At 60.3% G+C, this 21,413-nt stretch carries 19 protein-coding genes and 1 pseudogene (1 of these 20 only partly in view); 7 read left to right on the forward strand and 13 right to left on the reverse strand.

Annotated features, from left to right (window positions below; translation table 11 throughout):
• Positions 1-116 precede the first annotated feature (116 nt).
• Positions 117-596 carry a DM13 domain-containing protein gene (locus tag CK910_RS05155; protein ID WP_098981337.1) on the reverse strand — a complete coding sequence of 160 codons (480 nt, stop codon included), beginning with the start codon at positions 594-596 and terminating at the stop codon, positions 117-119.
• Between the two features lie 231 nt (positions 597-827).
• Here CK910_RS05155 and CK910_RS05160 point away from each other — a divergent pair, with 231 nt between their 5' ends.
• Positions 828-1,334: an AAA family ATPase gene (locus tag CK910_RS05160; RefSeq protein ID WP_098981339.1), complete on the forward strand. Its 507-nt coding sequence runs from the start codon at positions 828-830 to the stop codon at positions 1,332-1,334.
• 156 nt (positions 1,335-1,490) lie between these two features.
• Here the strand turns inward: CK910_RS05160 and CK910_RS05165 are convergent, their stop codons facing one another.
• From CK910_RS05165 to glyQ, 3 genes are all read right to left on the reverse strand, one after another.
• Positions 1,491-2,306 (reverse strand): hypothetical protein, encoded by an 816-nt coding sequence (locus CK910_RS05165; protein WP_157774592.1) that lies wholly within the window; start codon positions 2,304-2,306, stop codon positions 1,491-1,493.
• Between the two features lie 103 nt (positions 2,307-2,409).
• Positions 2,410-4,479, reverse strand: a complete 2,070-nt coding sequence (glyS, locus tag CK910_RS05170) for a glycine--tRNA ligase subunit beta (RefSeq protein WP_098981344.1) — start codon at positions 4,477-4,479, stop codon at positions 2,410-2,412.
• 9 nt (positions 4,480-4,488) lie between these two features.
• Complete coding sequence (gene glyQ, locus CK910_RS05175; protein WP_005320598.1) at positions 4,489-5,412, reverse strand: glycine--tRNA ligase subunit alpha; 924 nt, start codon at positions 5,410-5,412, stop codon at positions 4,489-4,491.
• Between the two features lie 233 nt (positions 5,413-5,645).
• Between glyQ and CK910_RS05180 the strand changes: the two genes are divergently transcribed.
• Positions 5,646-6,218, forward strand: a complete 573-nt coding sequence (locus tag CK910_RS05180) for a DNA-3-methyladenine glycosylase I (RefSeq protein WP_098981346.1) — start codon at positions 5,646-5,648, stop codon at positions 6,216-6,218.
• Positions 6,219-6,472: 254 nt separating this feature from the next.
• Positions 6,473-7,129, forward strand: coding sequence for an OmpA family lipoprotein (locus tag CK910_RS05185; RefSeq protein WP_043135845.1), 657 nt, complete (start codon positions 6,473-6,475; stop codon positions 7,127-7,129).
• A 144-nt stretch (positions 7,130-7,273) separates the two neighbouring features.
• On the opposite strand, the pseudogene CK910_RS05190 reads toward CK910_RS05185, so the two are convergent.
• From CK910_RS05190 to tusA, 3 genes and pseudogenes are all read right to left on the reverse strand, one after another.
• A pseudogene (locus CK910_RS05190) lies at positions 7,274-7,363 on the reverse strand (RidA family protein); the annotation flags it as partial.
• A 28-nt stretch (positions 7,364-7,391) separates the two neighbouring features.
• On the reverse strand, positions 7,392-7,739 hold the full coding sequence (locus tag CK910_RS05195; RefSeq protein ID WP_043135848.1) for a RidA family protein: 348 nt from the start codon (positions 7,737-7,739) through the stop codon (positions 7,392-7,394).
• A gap of 19 nt (positions 7,740-7,758) precedes the next feature.
• The gene (gene tusA, locus CK910_RS05200; protein WP_043135850.1) at positions 7,759-8,004 is read right to left on the reverse strand and encodes a sulfurtransferase TusA; all 246 of its coding nucleotides are present in this window, start codon (positions 8,002-8,004) and stop codon (positions 7,759-7,761) included.
• A 391-nt stretch (positions 8,005-8,395) separates the two neighbouring features.
• Between tusA and CK910_RS05215 the strand changes: the two genes are divergently transcribed.
• Positions 8,396-8,587 carry a hypothetical protein gene (locus CK910_RS05215; RefSeq protein ID WP_042036104.1) on the forward strand — a complete coding sequence of 64 codons (192 nt, stop codon included), beginning with the start codon at positions 8,396-8,398 and terminating at the stop codon, positions 8,585-8,587.
• Positions 8,588-8,661: 74 nt separating this feature from the next.
• On the opposite strand, the gene CK910_RS05220 is transcribed toward CK910_RS05215, so the two are convergent.
• The 6 genes from CK910_RS05220 to CK910_RS05245 all read right to left on the reverse strand — a co-directional run bounded on the left by CK910_RS05220 (position 8,662) and on the right by CK910_RS05245 (position 17,883).
• Positions 8,662-9,900: an ABC transporter substrate-binding protein gene (locus tag CK910_RS05220; protein ID WP_098981351.1), complete on the reverse strand. Its 1,239-nt coding sequence runs from the start codon at positions 9,898-9,900 to the stop codon at positions 8,662-8,664.
• A gap of 4 nt (positions 9,901-9,904) precedes the next feature.
• Positions 9,905-11,350, reverse strand: a complete 1,446-nt coding sequence (locus CK910_RS05225; protein WP_042867408.1) for an ATP-binding protein — start codon at positions 11,348-11,350, stop codon at positions 9,905-9,907.
• 51 nt (positions 11,351-11,401) lie between these two features.
• On the reverse strand, positions 11,402-12,124 hold the full coding sequence (locus tag CK910_RS05230) for a response regulator (protein WP_042867409.1): 723 nt from the start codon (positions 12,122-12,124) through the stop codon (positions 11,402-11,404).
• Positions 12,125-12,410: 286 nt separating this feature from the next.
• On the reverse strand, positions 12,411-13,574 hold the full coding sequence (fadA, locus tag CK910_RS05235; RefSeq protein ID WP_042867410.1) for an acetyl-CoA C-acyltransferase FadA: 1,164 nt from the start codon (positions 13,572-13,574) through the stop codon (positions 12,411-12,413).
• Positions 13,575-13,595: 21 nt separating this feature from the next.
• Positions 13,596-15,743, reverse strand: a complete 2,148-nt coding sequence (gene fadB / locus CK910_RS05240; RefSeq protein WP_098981356.1) for a fatty acid oxidation complex subunit alpha FadB — start codon at positions 15,741-15,743, stop codon at positions 13,596-13,598.
• 202 nt (positions 15,744-15,945) lie between these two features.
• Entirely contained in the window at positions 15,946-17,883 is a 1,938-nt protein-coding gene (locus tag CK910_RS05245; protein ID WP_098981359.1) for an acetoacetate--CoA ligase, read from the reverse strand.
• A gap of 190 nt (positions 17,884-18,073) precedes the next feature.
• Between CK910_RS05245 and pepQ the strand changes: the two genes are divergently transcribed.
• The 3 genes in view from pepQ to CK910_RS05260 are tightly spaced (at most 36 nt apart) and all read left to right on the forward strand, a layout consistent with a single transcriptional unit that may run on beyond the window.
• Positions 18,074-19,396, forward strand: a complete 1,323-nt coding sequence (gene pepQ, locus CK910_RS05250) for a Xaa-Pro dipeptidase (protein WP_043135862.1) — start codon at positions 18,074-18,076, stop codon at positions 19,394-19,396.
• On the forward strand, positions 19,396-20,013 hold the full coding sequence (locus CK910_RS05255) for an IMPACT family protein (RefSeq protein WP_098981361.1): 618 nt from the start codon (positions 19,396-19,398) through the stop codon (positions 20,011-20,013). Before pepQ ends, CK910_RS05255 begins: the two co-directional genes overlap by 1 nt.
• Positions 20,014-20,049: 36 nt before the next feature.
• Positions 20,050-21,413, forward strand: the 5' portion of a protein-coding gene (locus CK910_RS05260) for a TrkH family potassium uptake protein (RefSeq protein WP_043557707.1). Its footprint extends 94 nt past the window's final position; the window shows 1,364 of its 1,458 coding nt (coding positions 1-1,364); it begins with the start codon at positions 20,050-20,052; its stop codon lies off the right edge, out of view.

A 21,413-nucleotide genomic window follows, 5' to 3' on the forward strand; every position in this document is an offset into this window, starting at 1 on the left:
CGCCGCTGCCGATCATCAAAAGGCGCCCGTTGGCGCCTTTTGTATTGGACTGTCGCGGGAGAAGAAACCTCCTCTTTGATCTGCTGGCTCATGACGGCGGGAAGCTGGCATGGCATCTACTGCCGATAGCGGGCGGCCGTGATGAATTGGCCGAAGGTTTCGCACCAGACGATCACGCTGTCGTAGCGGGCCGGATCGATATTGGCGGGGAGCGGCACGATAAAGTTGTCGAAGGTTTTCACCGGCCCGACCCGCACCATCCGTGGCTTCAGGCGGGCAAAGTCCGCCTCGGTTTCGACAAATTCCGGCGACAGATAGAGCTGGTAATCGGGCCCCGGCGCCAGCTTGCCCATCAGGCTGATGGCATCTGGCCCTATGCTCACCTGGCCTTCGCCCCAGTGCAGCCGATCGCTCTCTTTCAGATCCCGACGAAAGGTGCCGTTAAAGGTTGCCAGTTGCTGACTGGCCGCCACCTGTTCACTGCTCGGTGCGGCAGGCGCTATCAGGATCGGCAGGGCATAGATGCCGGCGGCAAAGCCGGCCGCCCCTACCAGCAGATGGGTGACCAGCAACAGGGCCAGGGTCTTGCGTTGCATAACGCCTCGGTCGTCGATTAATTGATGGTCATACCCTAGCAGCGGCAGCTTCCCATGCCCATACCCGAACGCGGCAAGGTTCACTCTGTGGGGCGCCGCGCAGCCGGTGCCTGCATGGGGTTGTGGTGATCGGGCGAGCCTGTCGGTGGGCTGCCGGCACACCGGCGCTGGACTCAGGGCCTCCATCGCGGGGAAAATACCGGCAAGCTTTTTCATCACAGGGGAGACATGATGCTGATTATCTTCAGTGGTTTGCCGGGCAGCGGAAAGAGCACGATTGCGCGGGCCTTGGCCCAGCGGTTGGGCGCCGTCTATCTGCGCATTGATACCATAGAGCAGGCCATTCGTGACGCCGACCAGACAAACAAAGAGATGGGGCCCGCCGGTTATTTTGTCGCCTATGAGCTGGCCAGAGAGAACCTGAAACTTGGCTCGACCGTCATTACGGATTCCGTTAACCCCATACAGCTCACCCGAGATGCTTACCACGACATTGCCCTCTCGGCCGGTGTGTCCTGTCTCGATATCGAGGTTGTCTGCTCCAACCCGAGTGTGCACCGCGAACGGGTCGAGAGCCGGACGGCCGATATTGCGAGGTTTGCGTTGCCGGACTGGCAGGCGGTGCTCGACCGCGATTATCAACCCTGGGACAGGGAGCGCCTGATACTGGATAGCGCCACCCTGTCGGTAGCCCAGAGCGTGGAAAAGATTGTCGCCGCGCTGGCAAAGGAATCGTAGGTTCGATTAGCGCAGCGTAATCGGACGATCGAGAAGCAGTTGTCCCGGTTGGCCCGCCGGAGAGGATATTCGGCTGGCTGATATGACGGAAGAGTTGATTTACACGAACATCCGATTACGCTGCGCTAATCGAACCTACGGGCTGTTGTATAAAAATCATGGCTTGCATATATACGGAAAACTAGTCAAATCTAGGATGGTTGGCATTTTTACTAGGTCAGCCTGAATCGCCGCAAGTAATGCCATAATTATGGTGGTAAAAGTTATTATTCGTTGTAATCTTAAGTTTTCTTTGTGCTTTCTCTCTTCATTTTCGTAATTTTCTAGAGTGACAATTGCCTTTCCAGTTAGCTTATAGTTTATTCCTTGTGTTTTTATAACTTCACCAGATTCAACAAATGAGTTGAGGTATAGTTTCAATAATGATGTTGCTGTATCTTTGTCTGGATGGTTAAAGTATTTACTGGAATGTATATGCATCATGAGTGAAACAATGTTGAATTCGGTATTTCTGGTTGAGTACCGTTCAACTAGAATCTTCAGAATATCAGTTCTTTTGTTCTTCTGAAGAGACTTTTTATTGAAAATTGACTGCGTGATGACATCGAATTCTTTTATAGAGAATAACACAATATCAATATATTTTGTTAAATCCTTTAGTATGAAGTCATAGCCATTTTCAAACGTGTAATCATAAATCCCTTTGTATTTTTTAATTTTTACTTGTGATAATCCTACATCATTTAGTGTTAGTTTTTTATAAAGCCTGTCGTCACTTTTTTCCCCGATCGTGTATCCATTAATACAATCTCTTTCAATAGACTCAACCCAGAATGAAATGTTGTCATTTAGTATTATTCTGCATGAGTAACAGTCCACCGATGCTGCATCTTCACCAGTTCTAGGAATAAGGTCAGGTGCCGGTTTTTTTAATGCTTTTGATAGGCATTTATATATAAGGAAATTTTTCAATTGTGGCTCCGCATCAGTTATTCGTGAAAGTGTGGATCTTAACGGAATCCAAGAAAACGGCGCCTTAACGGCGCCGTTTTTTATATCACTAAACCAACCAACATCACTGCAGCAGGGAGATATCCGCCACTTGCAGGAACAGGTTGCGCAGGTTGTTCAGCAGCGCCAGACGGTTGGCCTTGAGGGCCTCGTCTTCTGCCATCACCATCACCTCGTTGAAGAAGGTATCGACCGGCTCGCGCAGGGCGGCCAGACGGGTGAGGGCCGCCTGATAGTCACCGGCAGCGAACAGCGGGGCCAGCTCGGATTGCAGTGCTGCAACCTGGGTGGCCAGTGCCTTTTCGGCGGCGTCTTGCAACAGCTCCGGCTTGACGGTGGTCGGCAGCTCGCCTTCGACCTTGGCCAGAATGTTGCTGACGCGCTTGTTGGCAGCAGCCAATGCCAGTGCGGCATCCAGACTGCGGAAGTGGCTGACGGCCTTGACGCGGCGATCGAAGTCCAGCGGACGGGTCGGGCGGCGGGCCAGTACGGCCAGCACCACATCGGCACCTATGCCTTCGTCCTGATAGGCGGCGCGGAAGCGGCCCAGCATAAAGTCGACCACGTCGGTGACGACGGTTTTGTTGGTCAGCTTGTCGCCGTAGACGCGTACCGCTTCTTCAACCAGTTCAACCAGATCCAGGTCCAGCTGCTTCTCGGTCATGATGCGCAGAGCACCGATGGCGGCGCGGCGCAGGGCGAACGGGTCTTTATCGCCTTTGGGCAGCATGCCGATGCCAAAGATGCCGGCCAGGGTGTCGAGCTTGTCGGCCAGCGCCACGGCGCAGGCTTCCAGAGCGGACGGCAGGGCATCACCGGCGAAGCGCGGCATGTACTGCTCGTTGAGGGCCACGGCCACCACTTCGTCTTCGCCATCGTGACGGGCGTAGTGCATCCCCATCACACCCTGGGTGCTGGCGAACTCGCCGACCATGTTGGTCATGAGATCACACTTGGAGAGCAGACCGGCACGCTTGGCCTGAGCCACGTTGGCGCCGATACGTTCGGCGATAAAGCCGGCAACTGTCTCGATGCGCTCGACCTTGGCCTTGACTGTGCCGAGCTGTTGCTGGAACAGCACGGTTTCGAGGCGCGGCAGGCGGGAGGCCAGAGTTTGCTTGAGGTCGGTCTTGAAGAAGAACTCGGCGTCAGAGAGACGGGGGCGAACCACCTTCTCGTTGCCGCTGATGATCTGGCTCGGGTCTTTCGACTCTATGTTGGTGACGAAGATGAACTTCGGCAGCAGCTTGCCGTTCTTGTCGTAGACCGGGAAGTACTTCTGGTCACCCTTCATGGTGTGAACCAGCGCTTCGGCGGGAACGGCCAGGAACTTCTCTTCAAAGTTGGCGGTCAGCACGACCGGCCACTCGACCAGTGCGGTGACTTCTTCCAGCAGGGCGTCGTCCAGATCGGCAACGCCACCGAAGGCGGCAGCGGCCGCTTCGGCGTCAGCCTTGATCTTGGCCTTGCGCGCCATAAAGTCGGCAACCACTTTGCCTTTTTCCAGCAGGATCTGCGGGTACTGGCTGGCGTTGTCGATGGTGAACTCGGGCTCGCCCATAAAGCGGTGACCGCGAATGGTGCGGGCAGAGTCGATACCCAGGATGTGGGCAGGCACGAGATCGCCGTCCAGCAGCAGGGTCACGGTGAACACCGGACGCACGAACTGGATGGTCTTGTCGCCCCAGCGCATCATTTTCGGGATGGGCAGCTTGGCCAGAGATGAAGCTACAAGCTCACCCAGCAGCTCGCGCGCCGGACGACCTTCGACCTTGGCGGTGTGAACCAGCCACTCGCCCTTGTCGGTGACCAGACGCTCGGCCTGTTCCACCGTGATGCCGTTTCCGCGGGCCCAGCCTTCGGCGGCCTTGGTCGGCTTGCCGTCGGCATCGAACGCCTGGGAGACGGCCGGGCCGCGCTTCTCGACGCTCTTGCTCGGCTGCTCGCCAGCCAGCTCACTTACTTTCAGCGCCAGACGGCGCGGTGAGGCGAACCACTCGACGTCGCCGAAGGCCAGATCTGCCTTGGTCAGCTCGGCTTTGAAGTTGTCGGCAAAGGCTTCGGCCAGGGAGCGCAGGGCTTTTGGCGGCAGCTCAGCTGTGCCGATCTCTACCAGAAATGTATGTTGTGCCATGTCCGTTCCTTAACCTTGCTTGTTCTCAGTGCGCTTGCACATGGGGAAGCCCAGCGCTTCGCGGGAGGCGTAGTAAGCCTCGGCCACGGCCTTGGTCAGGGTGCGAATGCGCAGTATGTAGCGCTGACGCTCGGTGACCGAGATGGCCTTGCGGGCATCCAGCAGGTTGAAGGAGTGGGCGGCTTTCAGAATGCGCTCGTAAGCGGGCAGCGGCAGCGGCGTTTCCAGAGCCAGCAGGTGCTGGGCCTCTTTCTCGTACTGCTCGAAGCAGTGGAACAGGAAGTCCACGTCTGCGTGTTCGAAGTTGTAGGTGGACTGCTCCACCTCGTTCTGGTGGAACACATCGCCGTAGGTGGTCTTGCCCAGGGGGCCATCGGACCACACCAGGTCATAGACGCTGTCCACGCCCTGAATGTACATGGCCAGACGCTCGAGACCATAGGTGATCTCGCCGGTGACCGGCTTGCACTCGAGGCCGCCAACCTGCTGGAAGTAGGTGAACTGAGTCACTTCCATGCCGTTGAGCCAGACTTCCCAGCCCAGACCCCAGGCGCCCAGAGTCGGGTTTTCCCAGTTGTCTTCCACGAAGCGGATGTCGTGGATCTCGGGATCCATGCCCAGCTCTTTCAGGGAGCCGAGGTAGAGTTCCTGGATGTTGTCGGGGGACGGCTTGATGATCACCTGGAACTGGTAATAGTGCTGCAGGCGGTTCGGGTTCTCACCGTAGCGGCCGTCGGTCGGACGGCGGGACGGTTGCACGTAGGCGCAGGCGATGGGCTCCGGGCCCAGGGCGCGCAGGCAGGTCATGGGGTGGGAGGTACCGGCACCCACTTCCATATCCAGCGGCTGAATGATGGTACAGCCCTGGCGGGACCAATAGTCCTGCAGCTGCAGGATCAGGCCCTGAAAGGTTTTGACATCGAATTTTTGCATAGTGTTTTTCGCGCGAAGTGAAATCAGAGCAAGATTTGCTGAATGTGAACCGAAGGAGTATACCGTCTGGCATGGTCGGATAATAGGCGAAATTGTAGGGGATTCATGGGGCGGGGCTGCGCCGGGCCTGGTTGGCCCGGGATGGAAGCCCTCTCATGTGGCCGATGAAATCCCCCTGTCGGACAGAGAGTCGGACAGAGAGTCGGGCAGAGAAAAATAACAGGAGACGAAGAATGGAACTGCGCTGCGCCTGGGTGACCAGGGACCCGGAATATATCGAATACCATGACAAGCAGTGGGGGCGGCCGGTGCGTGACCCGCGCGAGTTGTTTGCCAAGCTCTGCCTCGATGGCCAGCAGGCGGGGCTCTCCTGGATCACCATTCTCAAACGCACCGACAGCTATTACCGCGCCTATGCGGACTTCGATCCCAATCTCATCGTCCGCTTTGACGAACAGGATGTGGAGCGGCTGATGCAGGACAAAGGCATCATCCGCAACCGCCTCAAGGTGCAGTCGATCATCAAAAACGCTCGCGCCTATCTGGCGCTGGAGGCGCAGGGGATCGATTTTGCCGAGCTGTTATGGGGCTTTGTCGGCGGCGCTCCCATCGTCAATCAGCGGCAGGGAAACGGCGATATTCCTGCCACCTCGCCGGAGTCGGATGCCATGGCCAAGGCCCTCAAGAAGCTCGGCTTCACCTTCGTCGGCAGCACCATCTGCTACGCCTTCATGCAGGCGGTGGGCATGGTGAACGATCATCTGGTGACCTGCCCCTGCCACGGCGAGTGTCAGCAACTGGCCTGAGGCTGCTTATCGCCCGTGCCAGACGCCCGCCAAGGGCTATCGGTCACACCGAATGGCCTGGGGCTGTCGGTTATCCTCCTCCTTGCGACGAATTCGGCTGCATTTGTAGCCGAATTTGGCCCGCCAAGCGCCGCTGGTGCGCAAAAAGTGTTCACTCTCGCCAACCGTTCAGACCTGCGTCAGACAATGGCGTGGTGGCGCGTTACAATCCGGCCCCCGGCATGGTGCCGGACTGTATTCATAGAGGTTTTTTCATGCGAGCCAAGATCCTGGTGCCAGCTCTGGCACTGACCATTGCCCTGACCGGCTGTACTACCAATCCCTATACCGGTGAATCCCAGACCTCCAAGGGTGCCTGGGGGGCGCTGGCCGGCGCCGCGACGGGCGCCGCCGTGGGCGCGCTCTCCTCCAGCAAGGGTGATCGCAAGAAGGGGATCCTGACTGGCGTGGCCGCCGGTGCCGCCCTGGGTGGCGGTATCGGTTACTACATGGACGTGCAGGAAGCCAAGCTGCGCGAGAAGCTGCAGGGCACCGGCGTCAGCGTGACCCGCAATGGTGACGAGCTGATCCTCAACATGCCGAACAACGTCACCTTCGACAGCTCCAGCGCCCAGCTGAAAGCGGCCGGTGCCAACACCCTGTCCGGCGTGGCCATGGTGGTTGCCGAGTTCGACAAGACCCGCCTGAATGTGGTCGGCCACACCGACAGCACAGGCTCTCGCGATCTGAACATGAAGCTCTCCGCCCAGCGTGCCGATGCCGTTGCCGCCCAGCTGATCGGCCAGGGTGTGACCGGCAGCCGCATCGCTACTAGCGGTGTGGGCCCGGATCAGCCGGTTGCCAGCAACAGCACCACCGCCGGCAAGGCCCAGAACCGCCGCGTGACCATTACCCTGACCCCGACTGCCTAAGTCGTCCGGTTTGTGGTAACAAAAAGGCCCCGCCAGTGATGGCGGGGCCTTTTTATTGGAGCCGTTGCGAGCAATGGCGCCTTGTTCTTTGCACCCTTCTCCCCTTGCGGGAGAAGGGCTGAGGATGAGGGGGAAAACAGCCTCTTAGACGGCCGCAGTCAGCTGGATTTCCACCTTGTAGCCTTCGTGGGCCAGGCGGGCCTGTACGCAGGCCCGGACGGGCGCCGTGCTGGCGTGAGGGGAGCCAGGCATCCCGCTCGGCTTAGACGGCCGCAGTCAGCTGGATTTCCACCTTGTAGCCTTCGTGGGCCAGGCGAGCCTGTACGCAGGCCCGGACAGGCGCCGTACCCGCCGGGATCCAGGCATCCCACAGCTCGTTGAAGGCGGCTATGTCCGCAATGTCCTTGAGATAGATGTTGGCCATCAGGATCTTGTCGACCCCGGAGCCGTTGGCTTCCAGCAGGCGCTGCAGGCTGGTCAGCACTTCGCGGGTCTGCTGGTGAATGTCGGCCTCTTCGCTGACGGGGACTTCCACCACATAGAGGGTGCCGTTGTGAATGACCACGTCTGACCAACGCTGGGTGGTGCCGACTCGGGTAATGGTTGTCATGTTTGCTCCGAAACTGGGCTTATTGACCCTTGCGGATCAGATAGCGGTAGGGGGCCTGCTCTGTCTCGCTGGCGATCAGGGTGTGATCCATGAAGCGGCAGAAGCTGGGGATATCGCGGGTGGTTGAGGGATCGTCGGCGCTGACCAGCAGGGTCTCGCCCTGGGCCATCAGCCGCACTTTTTTACGCACCATCATCACGGGTTCCGGGCAACGAAGCCCGATTGCATCCAACTCGTGAGTCGCATTGCAGAATAAAGTAGTCATTAATAATCAACCTTCAGCCGCACTTTCTTGCGGGCTATCGTCACGGGTTCCGGGCAACGAAGCCCGATTGCATCCAACTCGTGAGTCGCATCGCAGAATAAAGTAGTCATTAATAATCAACTTTCAGCCGCACTTTCTTGCGCGCTATCGTCACGGGTTCGGGATAACGAAGCCCGATTGCGTCCAACTCATGGGTTGCATCGCAGAATAAAGCACTCATCAATAATCAACCTTCAACCAATTCAGCTGCCAATGATACTCACGGCGAAAAAATAATCAAATAACTGGGGCTGGAAGCAGCATATGTAACCAAAGTGTTATCTGGCCCTATCTAGTCCCCGTCTTGTGAGTAATATAAAAATTGAACCATATTCAACAAGGAGGTGTGAATATGCAGGTCTCCTACGGCAGATTGCAAGCCTACGCAGGCATGGGGTTCTTGGCTTTCGCCATGATAGTGATGGGCAGCCCGATCGGTAACACAGGCACCTGGTTCGGTTCCATGGTGATGATCGGACTGGGGCTCTGGATCGAGCTCAGCGATTACTACGACGAAGATGAGGACGAGAACGACAACACTTAGCTCCCGGATTTCTCCCACGATGACAAAGGCGGATGCATCATCCGCCTTTGTCGTTTCTGGCCGTCGGGAAAGGGCTAGCGGGTCGAGCGCATGGCCCGCTCCAGATGCAGCGCCGTCTGCTCCGGGTTGGCCCTGGGGTCGTTGAAGAAGTTGCTCAGCACATCCATGATCGCCTGGCGCATGTTGGTGGGCGTTGCCATCCCTTCCGCCATGCTGGGCAGCAGGTTGCCCTCGCGCTCCGCCAGCAGGAAATCCTGGTAGGAGCGCAGGGCGCAGCGATCGAACTTGCTCATGTCCGGTTTGGTGAGGGCGGGGATCGAGCCCTTCACCCGGTTGAACTCCTGCTGGAAGCGCGGCGTCATCAGCAACTGGGCCAGCTCGCCTTGTGCCTGCAACTGGGCGGGATCCCGCTGCTTGAACATGGCGATGGAGTCCAGGTTGTAGCTGAACAGCCCTTCGCTGCCCGGGCTGGGCAGGCACTCTATGTCTTCACCGGGCCTGTAGTTGCTGACGCTCAGCTCCCCCTTCACCCAGTCCCCCATCAGCTGCATGGCGGCCTCGCCCGTCTCCAGCTGGTTGGTGGCCTGGTGCCACTTCAAGCCGATGAAGCTCTTGGGCACATAGGCGCGCAACTGCTGGAAGCGGGTCAGCACCCGTACCATGTCGGGACCGGTCAGGGTGGCGCCGTCCAGTTCGACGAAGGCCTTGCGATAGAACTCCTTGCCTCCTTCGCCGAGCGCCACCGTTTCGAACAACACCGCCAGCTGCCAGGGCTCGTTGCCGATGGCGAGCGGTGTGATGTTCTGCGCCTTGAGCCGTTCGGCCACGGCCACGAACTGGTTCCAGTCGGTGGGCGGGGTCAGCCCCAGCTTGTCGAACAGCTTGCGGTTGAGCCACAGCCAGTTGACGCGGTGGATGCCGGTGGGCACCGCCATCAGGGCGCCATTCTGGCTGAGGGTCTCCCGCACCATGGCGGGCAGCTGTGGATACCAGCCCAGGTGTTCGGCCATGGGAGTGAGATCGCGCAGGAAGCCGAGCCCGGCCCACTCCCTCAGCTCATAGCCCTTGAGGTGCGCCGCCTCCGGCGGGTTGGCCGCCAGCGCCCGGCTCTTGAGTACCGTCATGGCGCTCTTGCCGCCGCCGCCCTGCACCGCGAAATCGTTCCACTGGTTGCCCTGCTCGGTCCACTCGGACTTGAGTACCTCCACCGCTTTGGCCTCACCGCCGGAGGTCCACCAGTGCAGCACCTCCACCTGGGAGGCGCCTACAGGCAGGGAGAGCAGGGCGACAATGGCAAACGGGAACAACTTCATAAGGTTACTGCCTTGGTAGGGAGAGGGTGGCCTGCAGGCCGCCCTGCGGGCGATTTTCCAGCACCAGATCGCCACCGTGGGCGTGGGCTATGTTGCGGGCTATGCCCAGGCCAAGGCCGGTACCGGCCAGATCCGTGCTGAGCCGGTAGTAGGGCTCGAAGATGCGCTCGAACTGATCGTCCGGCAGGCCCGGGCCCTCATCCATGATGAAGAGGATCAGCATCTCCTCGTCGTCCATGATGATGATGCGCACCTTCTGGCCGTACTTGATGCCGTTGTCCACCAGGTTGCCGATGCAGCGTTTGAGGGCCAGCGGCTTGCCACGGTAGAGCTGCTTGCAGTGGCCCTCTATGGTCAGCCGCTCGTCATGCAGGTTCATGGACTCGGCCATCTGCTCCAGCATGGCGTCTATGTCCAGCTGCTCTATGTTCTCGTGGATGTCGGTGTCTTTCACCGTCTGCAGCGCCCCTTTGACCATCAGCTCCAGCTCGTCCAGATCCTTGTTGAACTTGCCGATCTGCACCTCGTCATCGAGCAGCTCGACCCGCAGCCGCAGCCGGGTGATGGGGGTCTTGAGATCGTGGGAGATGGAGCTGAACAGCCGCTCCCTGTCATCGATATAACGGCGGATGCGGTGCTGCATGATGTTGAAGGCGCGGGTGGCCGCCACGATTTCCGACGCCCCTTCCTCTTTGAGCGAGGGCTGGTCTATGTCCTTGCCGAGATTGACCGCCGCCTTGGCGAGCCGGCGCAGCGGCCGGGTCTGCCAGCGCACCAGCAGGAAGGTGAAGAAGCAGAGGAAGACAGTCATCAGGGCGATGAAACGCACCTGGTTGCTCGGCATGACGGTATCGTCGAGCGTCATGTAGGGGGCGGGCAGCAGGGCCGCCAGATAGAGCCACTCACCGGGTTCTATCTCTATCTGGGTCACCAGCACCGGCGGATTGAGCGGCTCCAGCGACAGGGTATAGCGGGCCCAGGAGGAGGGCAGGTCCGCCAGCAGGGTGTCGTTGTTGAAGACGTGCAGCTCTTCCGGGCGCGAGAAGTCCACCTTGATGGCCATGGCATCGGAGAGCTTGCGGGTCAGCACGCCCTGCACCTCTTTCAGCACCAGCGTCTTGCGCTCACTCTCCGGGATGGCGCTGATGTGGATCTCCTCCTCGTTCAGCGAGACGAAGAAGCGGCTGCCGCCCATGTTGCGCAGCTGGTCCAGCGCTATGTGGCGGTACTGCAGCGGAAGGGACTTGAAGAAGTTGACGGTGGAGGCGGCCGACAGCGCCAGGTTGCGGGTGGTGCTGAGCATGCCTTCCAGCTCCCGCTTCTGGATCTGTTGCATCCAGATGCCGGTGAGTATGGTCTGGGAGAGCAGGATGGCGAGCAGCAACAGCAGCAGCATCCGCGACAACAGGGAGCGGGGTACCAGCGCCCGCCAGAACCACCTCGTTCTCATGGGATCTCGTGCCTCTTGTCGATCAGCATGCCGTCGCTACCTTTTTACCCTTCATGGGATCTCGTGCACCTCGGCGATCAGCATGTAGCCGCTGCCGCGAATGGTTTTGATGATGCGCGGGCTCTTGCCGTTGTCCCCCAGCTTCTGGCGTAGACGGCTGATCTGCACGTCTATGCCGCGCTCCATCGGCAGGCTCTCGCGGCCGCGGGTCGCGTCCGAGATGGTGTCTCTGTCCAGCACCACGCCGGGTTGTTGCAGGAACATGCCGAGCAGCAGGGCATCGCTGCCGGAGAGATCCAGCAGGCTGCCATCCTCGTGGGTCAGCTGGTGGCTCAGGGTGTCCAGGGTCCACTCGGCAAAACGCAGCCGGCGGCTCGGTTCCTTCTCTTTTTCCGGCTGGCGGAATTCGGCGCGGCGCAGCAGCGCCTTGATGCGGGCCTGCAGTTCGCGCGGGCTGAATGGCTTGGCGATGTAGTCGTCGGCGCCGAGTTCGAGGCCGATCACCCGGTCCGCTTCATCGGAGGCGGCGGTCAGCATTATGATGGGCACCTGGGAGTCGCGACGGATCTGCTGGCAGAGGGTAAAACCGTCGTCGCCTGGCATCATGATATCGAGAATAATCAGGTCAGGGCTGTGCAGGGCGAGCTGCTGGCGCATCTCGTTTCCTTCCGCCGCCGTCAATACCTGGAAACCCGCCCTGGTCAGGTATTCATTGAGCAGCTCGCGGATCTCTTGGTCGTCGTCGACGATCAGCAGTTGTTTGCTCGTTGACATATGTATGTGCATCCACCCATTTTTTTGTGCAGATTGAACCTGTCGGGGGAGCAAAAAGCAAGCAAGCCCCCTATCTAATGTGAGGTTATGGGCAATATCCTCCCATATCGCGTCCCGTAAATAAAAAAGGCCGACCCAAACGGGGCGGCCAACACGCAGATTCCGACGACAGGCGATCACCCCGTGTGGCGATCTCCACAGACTCGATGACGGGCCGGCAAGGCCGACCCCAAAAGAGACAATTCTGGCTCGCCCTCGCTGTCGAAGGGAGGGCGAGCCGTTGACATCACACCCGTTCGAACACGGTTGCTATGCCCTGGCCCAGACCTATGCACATGGTGGCCAGACCCAGAGTAGCGTCCTTCTCCTCCATCAGGTGGATCAGGGTGGTGGAGATGCGGGAGCCGGAGCAGCCCAGCGGGTGGCCCAACGCGATGGCGCCGCCGTTCAGGTTGACCTTCTCCTCCGCCACGTCCAGCAGTCCCAGGTCCTTGACGCAAGGCAGGGACTGGGCGGCGAACGCCTCGTTCAGCTCGACCAGATCTATGTCGCCTATGGTCAGACCGGCACGCTTGAGCGCCTTCTGGGTGGCGGGCACAGGGCCGTAACCCATGATGGCGGCATCGCAACCGGCCACGGCCATGGAGCGCACCCTGACGCGCGGGGTCAGCCCCAGCGCCTTGGCCCTGTCCGCGCTCATCACCAGCATGGCGGAGGCGCCGTCGGACAGGGCCGAGGAGGTACCGGCGGTCACTGTACCGTTGACCGGGTCGAACACAGGGCGCAGCTGGCTCAGGGTTTCGACCGTGGTCTCCGGGCGGATCACCTCGTCGTAGTCGTAGAAGAAGCGGGCGCCGCTGGCGTCATGCCCTTCCAGCCCGACGATCTCTCTGGCGAAGCGCCCTTCCACAGTCGCGGCATAGGCGCGGCGGTGGGAGCGGGCGGCAAACTCGTCCTGCTGCTGACGGCTGATGCCGTGCAGCTTGCCCAGCATTTCGGCGGTCAGCCCCATCATGCCGGAGGCCTTGGCCACCGACTTGGCCATGCCGGGGTGGAAGTCGACGCCGTGGCTCATGGGCACATGGCCCATGTGCTCGACGCCGCCGATGATGAAGATGTCCCCGTCACCCACCTGGATGGCGCGGGAGGCATCGTGCAGCGCCTGCATGGAGGAGCCACACAGACGGTTGACGGTGACAGCACCTACCTGCTTGGGGATCCCCGCCAGCAGGGCAGCGTTACGGGCTATGTTGAAGCCCTGTTCCAGGGTCTGCTGTACGCAGCCCCAGTAGATGTCCTCGATCTCGTTCGGGTCTAGGTTGGGGTTGCGCAGCAGGATGGAGCTCATCAGGTGCGCGGACAGATCTTCTGCACGCACGTTGCGGAAGGCGCCGCCCTTGGACCGGCCCATGGGGGTCCGGATACAGTCGACAATGACTACGTCTTTCATGAATGGATCTCCTTTCCGCAATCAGTAGAAGGTTTTGCCCTGGGCGGCCATCTCACGCAGCTTGTCGCTGACGCGGTAGAGCGGGCCCAGATCGGCATACTGGTCGGCCATGGCCACGTAACGATCCAGACCTATGGTGTCCAGATAGCGGAACACGCCACCACGGAAGGGAGGGAAGCCCAGACCATAGACCAGTGCTATGTCGGCCTCGGCCGGCGTGGCGACTATGGCCTCTTCCAGACAGAGCACCACCTCGTTGATCATCGGGATCATCATGCGGGCTATGATGGCTTCCTTGTCGAAATCCTGTTTCGGCTTGGCAATGGGGGCCAGCAGCTCGTAAGCGGCCACATCGGCCACCTTCTTCGGCTTGCCCTTCTTGTCCTGCTCGTAGGCGTAGAAGCCCTTGCCATTCTTCTGACCGAAGCGGCTGGCGTCGTACATCACATCGATGGCGGTGCGACCTTCCTTGCTCATGCGCGCCGGGAAGCCCTGCGCCATGACGTCACCGGCATGGTGACCAGTGTCGATGCCGACCACGTCCAGCAGGTAGGCCGGGCCCATGGGCCAGCCGAACTCTTTCTCCATCACCTTGTCGACGGCGGCGAAGTCGGCGCCATCGGCGACCAGCTTGTTGAAGCCGAAGAAGTAGGGGAAGAGCACCCGGTTGACGAAGAAGCCCGGGCAGTCGTTGACCACCACCGGCGATTTGCCCATGGCGGCGGCGTAGGCCACCACGCGGTTGATGGTTTCATCGGAGGTCTGTTCGCCGCGGATGATCTCCACCAGCGGCATGCGGTGCACCGGGTTGAAGAAGTGCATGCCGCAGAAGTTCTGCGGACGCTTCAGCCCCTTGGCCAGCAGGGAGATGGGAATGGTGGAGGTGTTGCTGGCGAGCACGGCGTCGTCACCGATAATGCCTTCCACTTCGCCCAGCACGGCGGCCTTCACCTTGGGATTCTCGACCACGGCTTCGACCACCAGATCCACATGCTTGACGTTGTCATAGCTCAGGGTCGGGGTGATGGCGGAGAGCACCTGGCCCATCTTGATGCCATCGATGCGGCCCTTCTCGAGCTGACCGTTGAGCAGCTTGGTGGCTTCACCCATGCCGAGCGCCAGCGCCTTCTCGTAGATGTCCTTCATCACAGCCGGAATGCCCTTGCTGGCAGACTGGTAGGCGATGCCGCCACCCATGATGCCGGCGCCCAGCACGGCGGCGTGGCTTGTGGCCTTGGCTGCCTGCTTGGCGGCCTTCTTGGCCAGCGCCTTGATGTGCTGATCGTTGAGGAAGATACCGACCAGCGCCTTGGCCACGTCTGTCTTGGCCAGCTTGATAAAGCCCTGTGCCTCGACGACGAGCGCCTCGTCACGGCTCATGCCGGCGGCGGCTTCGACGGTTTTAACCGCCGTCATGGGGGCCGGATAGTGTTTGCCCGCCACGGCGGCAACCATGCCGGCGGCGGTGCTGAAGCTCATCATGGCTTCCAGCTTGGAGAGACGCAGCGGGGCCTTCTTGGCGGCGCGGCGGCTCTGCCAATTCAGCTTGCCCGCGATGGCGTCTTTTATCATCTGCACGGCGGCGCTGTGCAGTGTCTCGGGAGCGACCACGGCATCGACGGCACCCACCTTGAGGGCGTCATCGGCACGGTAATCCTTGCCTGTGGTGATCCACTCCAGCGCGTTGTCGGCGCCGATCAGGCGCGGCAGACGAACCGTGCCGCCAAAGCCCGGCATGATGCCAAGTTTGGTTTCCGGCAGGCCAATCTTGGCACTGGTGTCGGCCAGACGAAAATCGGTGGAGAGTATGGTCTCGCAGCCGCCGCCGAGGGCATGGCCCTTGATGGCAGAGAGGGTCGGTACCGGCAGATCTTCGATGGCGCTGAAGATGTCGTTGGCCTTTTTCAGCCAGCCGAGCAGATCTTCTTGCGGCAGATCGAACAGTTCCAGGAATTCGGTAATGTCGGCGCCGACGATGAAGGCGTCTTTGCCGGAGGTGAGGATCAGACCTTTTAGTTCACGTTCTTGTTTTAATGCGGCGATCGCTTCGCTCAGTGAGAGCAGGGTAGCGCGATCCAGCTTGTTGACTGAACCCGGGGCATCAAACCTCAGTTCGGCAATGCCGTGTTCGAGGTAGCTGACCGACAGGGTTTCGCCTTGGTAGATCATGAGAGTGTCTCCTTGTTCCCACTCGGTGGGGGGTGTTGCTCCTTTATCCCCAGCAGGGGGCGAGGCTCACTATTGATCCAAAAGAAGACAATTTCAACACCTATTTAAAACATTTGTTTAACAGATCTCGAGTAAAAGCTCGCCTCAGGCTAACAGCCAAAATAAAGGCGTCTCATGACGCCTTTATTAACCTTGTGTGCCATCAGCTGGCCAGCTCGGGCCTGTCCCGATACTGGCTCAGCACCTCGGGATCGGCGAGGGCATGAGTGTTGTTGACGGGTCTGTTGTGCACCACTTCCCGCACCGCCAGCTCCACTATCTTGCCGGACTTGGTGCGGGGAATGGCATCCACCTGCAGGATGCGGGCGGGCACGTGGCGGGCGGTGCAGTGCTGCCTTACTTGCTGGCGAATGCGCTCGCGCAGCGGCTCGTCCAACTTGAGGCCGGGCTTGAGCTTGACGAACAGCACCACCCGCTCGTCCTGCTGCCACTGCTGGCCTATGACTATGCTCTCTTCCACCTCGTCGAGTTGCTCCACGTAGCGATAGATCTCGCTGGTGCCGATGCGCACGCCCCCCGGATTGAGGGTGGCGTCGGAGCGGCCATAGAAGAGGATGCCGCCGGTGTCGGTCAGCTCGATCCAGTCGCCGTGGCACCAGATGTTGTCGAACCGCTCGAAATAGGCGGCGTGGTATTTGTCGCCGCTATCGTCGCCCCAGAAGCCGATGGGCTGGGCCGGGAATGGCTTGGTGCAGACCAGCTCCCCCTTCTCGCCCTGTACCGGCTGGCCCGCCTCGTTGAACACCTGCACCGCGAGGCCGAGGCCGCGTCCCTGGCTCTCGCCGCGATAGACGGGGCTGATGGGATTGCCGATGACGAAGCAGGAGCAGATGTCGGTGCCGCCGGAGATGGAGCTGAGCTGTACATCTTTTTTGATCTGCTGGTAGACGTAGTCGAACCCTTCCGGCGACAGCACAGATCCCGTGCTGCAGATGAGCCGCAGCTGCGGCAGCTGGTGGGTCTTGATGGGGGCATAGCCCTGCTTGTTGAGCGCATCCAGATACTTGGCCGAGGTGCCGAACAGGGCGACCTGCTCGTCGCGAGCGAGATCCCACAGTACATTACCGTCCGGATAGAAGGGGGAGCCATCATAGAGCACCAGAGTCGCGCCGGAGGCGAGCGCACTCACCAGCCAGTTCCACATCATCCAGCCGCAGGTGGTGAAGTAGAACACCCGCTCCCCCGGCTTGATGTCGCAGTGCAGCTGGTGCTCTTTGAGATGTTGCAGCAGGGTGCCGCCTATGCCGTGCACTATGCACTTGGGCTTGCCAGTGGTGCCGGACGAATAGAGGATGTAGAGCGGATCGTTGAAGCCCATGGGCTCGAAGCGAAGGACGGCATCCGGCTGGCTCGCCAGCAGGTGCTGCCAGTCGTGACCAAGCCGCAGGGGATTGCCGAGCAGCGGGATCAGCACAGTCTGCTCTATGCTGTCGATCTGGCCGACCAGGCCCGCCACTTTATCCTGAATGTCGATGGCCTTGCCGTTGTAGCGGTAGCCGTCTACCGCAAACAGCACCCGCGGCCGGGTCTGGCCGAAGCGCTCCACCACGCTGGCCTCGCCAAAGTCGGGGCTGGTGGAGGTCCAGATAGCGCCCAGGCTGGTGGTTGCCAGCATGGCCACCACGGTTTCCGGGATATTGGGCAGGTAGGCGGCGACCACGTCGCCACTGCCTATGCCCTGGCTGCGCAGCCACTGGGCCAGGCTGGCCACCTGATCCGCCAGTTCACGCCAGCTCAGGGTGCGGCTTGGGCTGCCTTCGATGCGGGAGATAATGGCCGGGCTCTCATCCTGACGGCGCAGCAGGTTTTCGGCAAAGTTGAGCCGGCTGTCGGGAAACCAGCGGGTGCGCTGCATATCCTGGCGGTTTTCTGCCACTATGTCCCCCAGCTCGCCCTTGACGCCGCAGTGTTGCCACACCAGCGGCCAGAAGCGGGTGGTCTTTTCCACCGACCACTGGTAGAGCTGGGCATAGTTGTGCAGCTGCAGGCCATGGAAGCGGTTGACCTCGGCCATGAAGTGCTGGAGGTTGGATTGTTGAATCCGCTCCTGATCCGGTTGCCACAGGCAAAGGTTGTGCATGAGTAGTCCCTGACTGCATGTATCTACCGGCAGTGTATTGAATTGTTTTTTATTTGTTAATGGTTGGTTTTTGTTTCATAACAAAAGCCTTGTAACGTATGCGTTACCTCACGAAGCGATAGCTTGACGGTTCGAGCCTTGATTCGCTTGATGTTATGCTGAAATCACATTTCTCCCGGAGCAGGACGCCATGAGCAGCTACAGCCAACTTTTTGCCCAGCACCTAGATACCTTGCAGCAGCGCACCCGCGACATACTGCAACAGCAGGGGCTCAGCGGTCTGGCCATCCACTCCGGCCAGACCCACCGTATCTTCCTCGACGACCAGGATTATCCCTTCAAGGTGAATCCGCACTTCAAGGCCTGGCTGCCGGTGCTGGACAACCCCCACTGCTGGTTGCTGGTGGATGGCGTGAACAAGCCGGTGTTGCTGTTCTACCGGCCGGTGGATTTCTGGCACAAGGTGGCGGATTTGCCCAATGCCTTCTGGGTCGACTTCTTCGATATCCGCTTCCTGACGAGACCGGAGCAGGTTGCCGATCACCTGCCTGCCGGCAAGCAGGAGTGGGCCTATCTGGGCGGCCACCTTGAGGTCGCCGAGTTGCTGGGGCTGGGTCAGCCCAATCCGGAGGCCGTGCTCAACTATCTGCACTATCACCGCGCCTACAAGACGCCCTATGAGCTGGAGTGCCTGCGCGAAGCAAATCGCATCGGCGTGCGCGGCCATGTCGCGGCCAAGGACTCCTTTATGGCGGGGGCGAGCGAGTTCGAGATCAATCTGGCCTACATGAAGGCGGTCGGGCAGGGGGCCAATGAGGCACCCTACGGCAATATCGTCGCCATCAACCGCAATGCGGCCATCCTTCACTACACCCATCTCTCCGCCCTGCGGGTGCCGGATGCGGAGCGCCACTCCTTCCTCATCGATGCCGGGGTGGATTTTCACGGTTATGCCTCCGATATCACCCGTACCTGGGCCTGGCGTCGTGGCGAGTTTGCTGATCTGATCGCGGCGCTGGATGCGCAGCAGCAGGAGATCATCGAGGAGATCAAACCGGGTCGCCGTTACAACGAGCTGCATCTGCAGATGCATCACAGGCTGGCGCGCTTGCTGCAAGCGGTCGAACTGGTGGACATGTCGGTGGACGAGATGATCCACACAGGGGTGACCAACGTCTTCTTCCCCCATGGTCTGGGTCATTTCCTGGGCCTGCAGGTGCACGATGCGGGCGGCTTCATGCAGGACGAGCGTGGCACTCACTTGGCGGCTCCCGAACAGTTCCCCTATTTGCGCTGTACCCGGGTGATGGAGGTGGGTCAGGTGTTCACCATAGAGCCGGGCCTCTACTTCATCGACAGCCTGCTGGAGCCGCTGCGTCAGGGCGAGCAGGGCAAGCGGGTCAACTGGAACAAGGTGGAGGCGCTGCGTCCGTTTGGCGGCATCCGCATCGAGGACAACATAGTGTTGCACGCCAACGGGGTGGAGAACCTGACCAGACAAGCGGGACTCTGATGACGGCAGACTATGCCATTCCGGCCGCGCCGCTGGCGGTGAGTGAAGAGATCAAGAAGAGCCGCTTCATCACCCTGATAGCGCACACCCCGACGGTCGAGGCCGCCAAGGCGTGGGTCAACGAGATAAGGCAGCAACACCCCGGGGCCCGGCATCACTGCTGGGCCTTTGTCGCCGGTGCACCGCAGGACAGCCAGGTTTACGGTTTCAGCGATGATGGTGAGCCCTCGGGGACGGCCGGCAAGCCCATGCTGGCCCAGCTGATGGGCTCAGGACTCGGTGAAGTGGCCGCCGTGGTGGTGCGTTACTACGGCGGCGTGTTGCTGGGCACCGGCGGTCTGGTCAAGGCCTATGGGGGTGGCGTGGGCGCCGCGCTCAAGCGACTCGAGACCCGGGTCAAGCGCCAGCAGACACCCTCTCTCATCCAGTGTGACTATGCCGACATGGGGGTGGTGGAGGCGCTGCTCGGCAGCCATCACGGCCAGTTGCTGGAGGCCGACTATGGCTCCCGTGTCACCCTGCGGGTTGCGTGGGGATCCGCTGTTTGGGCCCGGGTTGACCGAGAATTGACCGACCGGACCCATGGACGGGTATCCCTTCGCCCCTTAGATGGCTAGAATCCATCGCTCTTTTAGCCTGAAGAGGGAGCCGGAATGCAGATTCTGAGCATCATTCGTATCGTTGGCCTGCTGGTCGCGCTATTCAGTTCGACCATGCTGCTGCCCGCGATGGTTGCTTTTGGGTACCGTGATGGTGGCGGTGCCGAGTTTGTCAATGCCTTCTTCATCGCCCTGCTGCTCGGTGCTCTGCTCTGGTTCCCCAACCGCCATCATAAGAAAGACCTCAGATCCAAGGAGGGTTTTCTTATCGTGGTGCTGTTCTGGGTGGTGCTGGGCAGCGTGGGGGCCTTGCCGTTTCTGCTGGGAGAGGTGCCCGGCATGACGGTTTCCGAGGCCTTCTTCGAATCCTTCTCCGGCCTGACGACCACGGGAGCGACCGTGCTGACCGGGTTGGACAATCTGCCCAAGGCCTTCCTCTTCTATCGCCAGTTGCTGCAGTGGCTCGGTGGCATGGGGATCATAGTGTTGGCCGTTGCCATACTGCCGCTGCTCGGTATCGGGGGCATGCAGCTCTACCGCGCCGAGATCCCCGGGCCGGTCAAGGACAACAAGGTGACGCCGCGCATCGCCGAGACGGCCAAGGCACTCTGGTTCATCTACCTGTTGCTGACCATGCTCTGCGCTCTGGCGTACTGGCTGGCTGGCATGACGCTGTTCGACGCCATCTGCCACTCCTTCTCCACCCTGTCGGTGGGGGGCTTCTCGACCCATGACGCCAGTATCGGTTTCTTCAACAGCCCGGCCATCAACCTGATCACAGTGCTGTTCCTGCTGCTGGCCAGCGTCAACTTCGCTCTGCACTTCATGGTGTTTGCCCACAAGCCGGTCCGCTTGAGCAGTTATCTGCGCGATCCCGAATTGAAGGTGTTTCTGGCAATCCAGGCGACCCTGGTGCTGATTTGCTTCATCGCCTTGCTGACCCATGGCCACTACGCCACCTGGCAGGAGGCGCTCAACCACGGTCTGTTCCAGGCGGTGTCCCTCGGTACTACTACGGGGTATAGCACGACCAGCTATGCCGACTGGCCCTCTTTCCTGCCCATGCTGCTGATGTTTTCCGCCTTTATTGGCTGTTGTGCCGGCAGCACCGGGGGCGGCATCAAGGTCATGCGCTTCATGATCCTGTTCCTGCAGGGGATGCGCGAGCTCAAGCGACTGGTACACCCACGCGCCATCTATACCCTCAAACTGGGGCGCCGCGCTGTGCCCGAGCGGATCGTCGAGGCGGTGTGGGGCTACTTTGCCACCTACATCATCCTGTTCTTCATCTTTATGCTGCTGTTGCTGATGACAGGGTTGAACGAGGTGACCGCATTCACGGCCGTGGCTGCCGCCTTCACCAACGTGGGGCCCGGGCTGGGCGAGGTCTCCAGCAACTTTGGCAATATATCGGCGAC

Origin of the sequence: Aeromonas sp. CA23 (assembly GCF_002587065.1) — a bacterium.
Classification (GTDB): domain Bacteria; phylum Pseudomonadota; class Gammaproteobacteria; order Enterobacterales; family Aeromonadaceae; genus Aeromonas; species Aeromonas bestiarum.

Bases quoted from the DNA above. Each gene is read 5' to 3' on its own strand.
- tusA (WP_043135850.1), bottom strand. From the start codon at position 8,004: ATGACTACTTTATTCTGCAATGCGACTCACGAGTTGGATGCAATCGGG.
- glyS (WP_098981344.1), bottom strand. From the start codon at position 4,479: ATGGCACAACATACATTTCTGGTAGAGATCGGCACAGCTGAGCTGCCG.
- CK910_RS05155 (WP_098981337.1), bottom strand. From the start codon at position 596: ATGCAACGCAAGACCCTGGCCCTGTTGCTGGTCACCCATCTGCTGGTA.
- fadB (WP_098981356.1), bottom strand. From the start codon at position 15,743: ATGATCTACCAAGGCGAAACCCTGTCGGTCAGCTACCTCGAACACGGC.
- CK910_RS05220 (WP_098981351.1), bottom strand. From the start codon at position 9,900: ATGAAGTTGTTCCCGTTTGCCATTGTCGCCCTGCTCTCCCTGCCTGTA.
- glyQ (WP_005320598.1), bottom strand. From the start codon at position 5,412: ATGCAAAAATTCGATGTCAAAACCTTTCAGGGCCTGATCCTGCAGCTG.
- CK910_RS05245 (WP_098981359.1), bottom strand. From the start codon at position 17,883: ATGCACAACCTTTGCCTGTGGCAACCGGATCAGGAGCGGATTCAACAA.
- CK910_RS05185 (WP_043135845.1), top strand. From the start codon at position 6,473: ATGCGAGCCAAGATCCTGGTGCCAGCTCTGGCACTGACCATTGCCCTG.
- CK910_RS05225 (WP_042867408.1), bottom strand. From the start codon at position 11,350: ATGAGAACGAGGTGGTTCTGGCGGGCGCTGGTACCCCGCTCCCTGTTG.
- CK910_RS05180 (WP_098981346.1), top strand. From the start codon at position 5,646: ATGGAACTGCGCTGCGCCTGGGTGACCAGGGACCCGGAATATATCGAA.
- CK910_RS05230 (WP_042867409.1), bottom strand. From the start codon at position 12,124: ATGTCAACGAGCAAACAACTGCTGATCGTCGACGACGACCAAGAGATC.
- pepQ (WP_043135862.1), top strand. From the start codon at position 18,074: ATGAGCAGCTACAGCCAACTTTTTGCCCAGCACCTAGATACCTTGCAG.
- CK910_RS05160 (WP_098981339.1), top strand. From the start codon at position 828: ATGCTGATTATCTTCAGTGGTTTGCCGGGCAGCGGAAAGAGCACGATT.
- CK910_RS05195 (WP_043135848.1), bottom strand. From the start codon at position 7,739: ATGACAACCATTACCCGAGTCGGCACCACCCAGCGTTGGTCAGACGTG.
- CK910_RS05255 (WP_098981361.1), top strand. From the start codon at position 19,396: ATGACGGCAGACTATGCCATTCCGGCCGCGCCGCTGGCGGTGAGTGAA.
- CK910_RS05215 (WP_042036104.1), top strand. From the start codon at position 8,396: ATGCAGGTCTCCTACGGCAGATTGCAAGCCTACGCAGGCATGGGGTTC.
- fadA (WP_042867410.1), bottom strand. From the start codon at position 13,574: ATGAAAGACGTAGTCATTGTCGACTGTATCCGGACCCCCATGGGCCGG.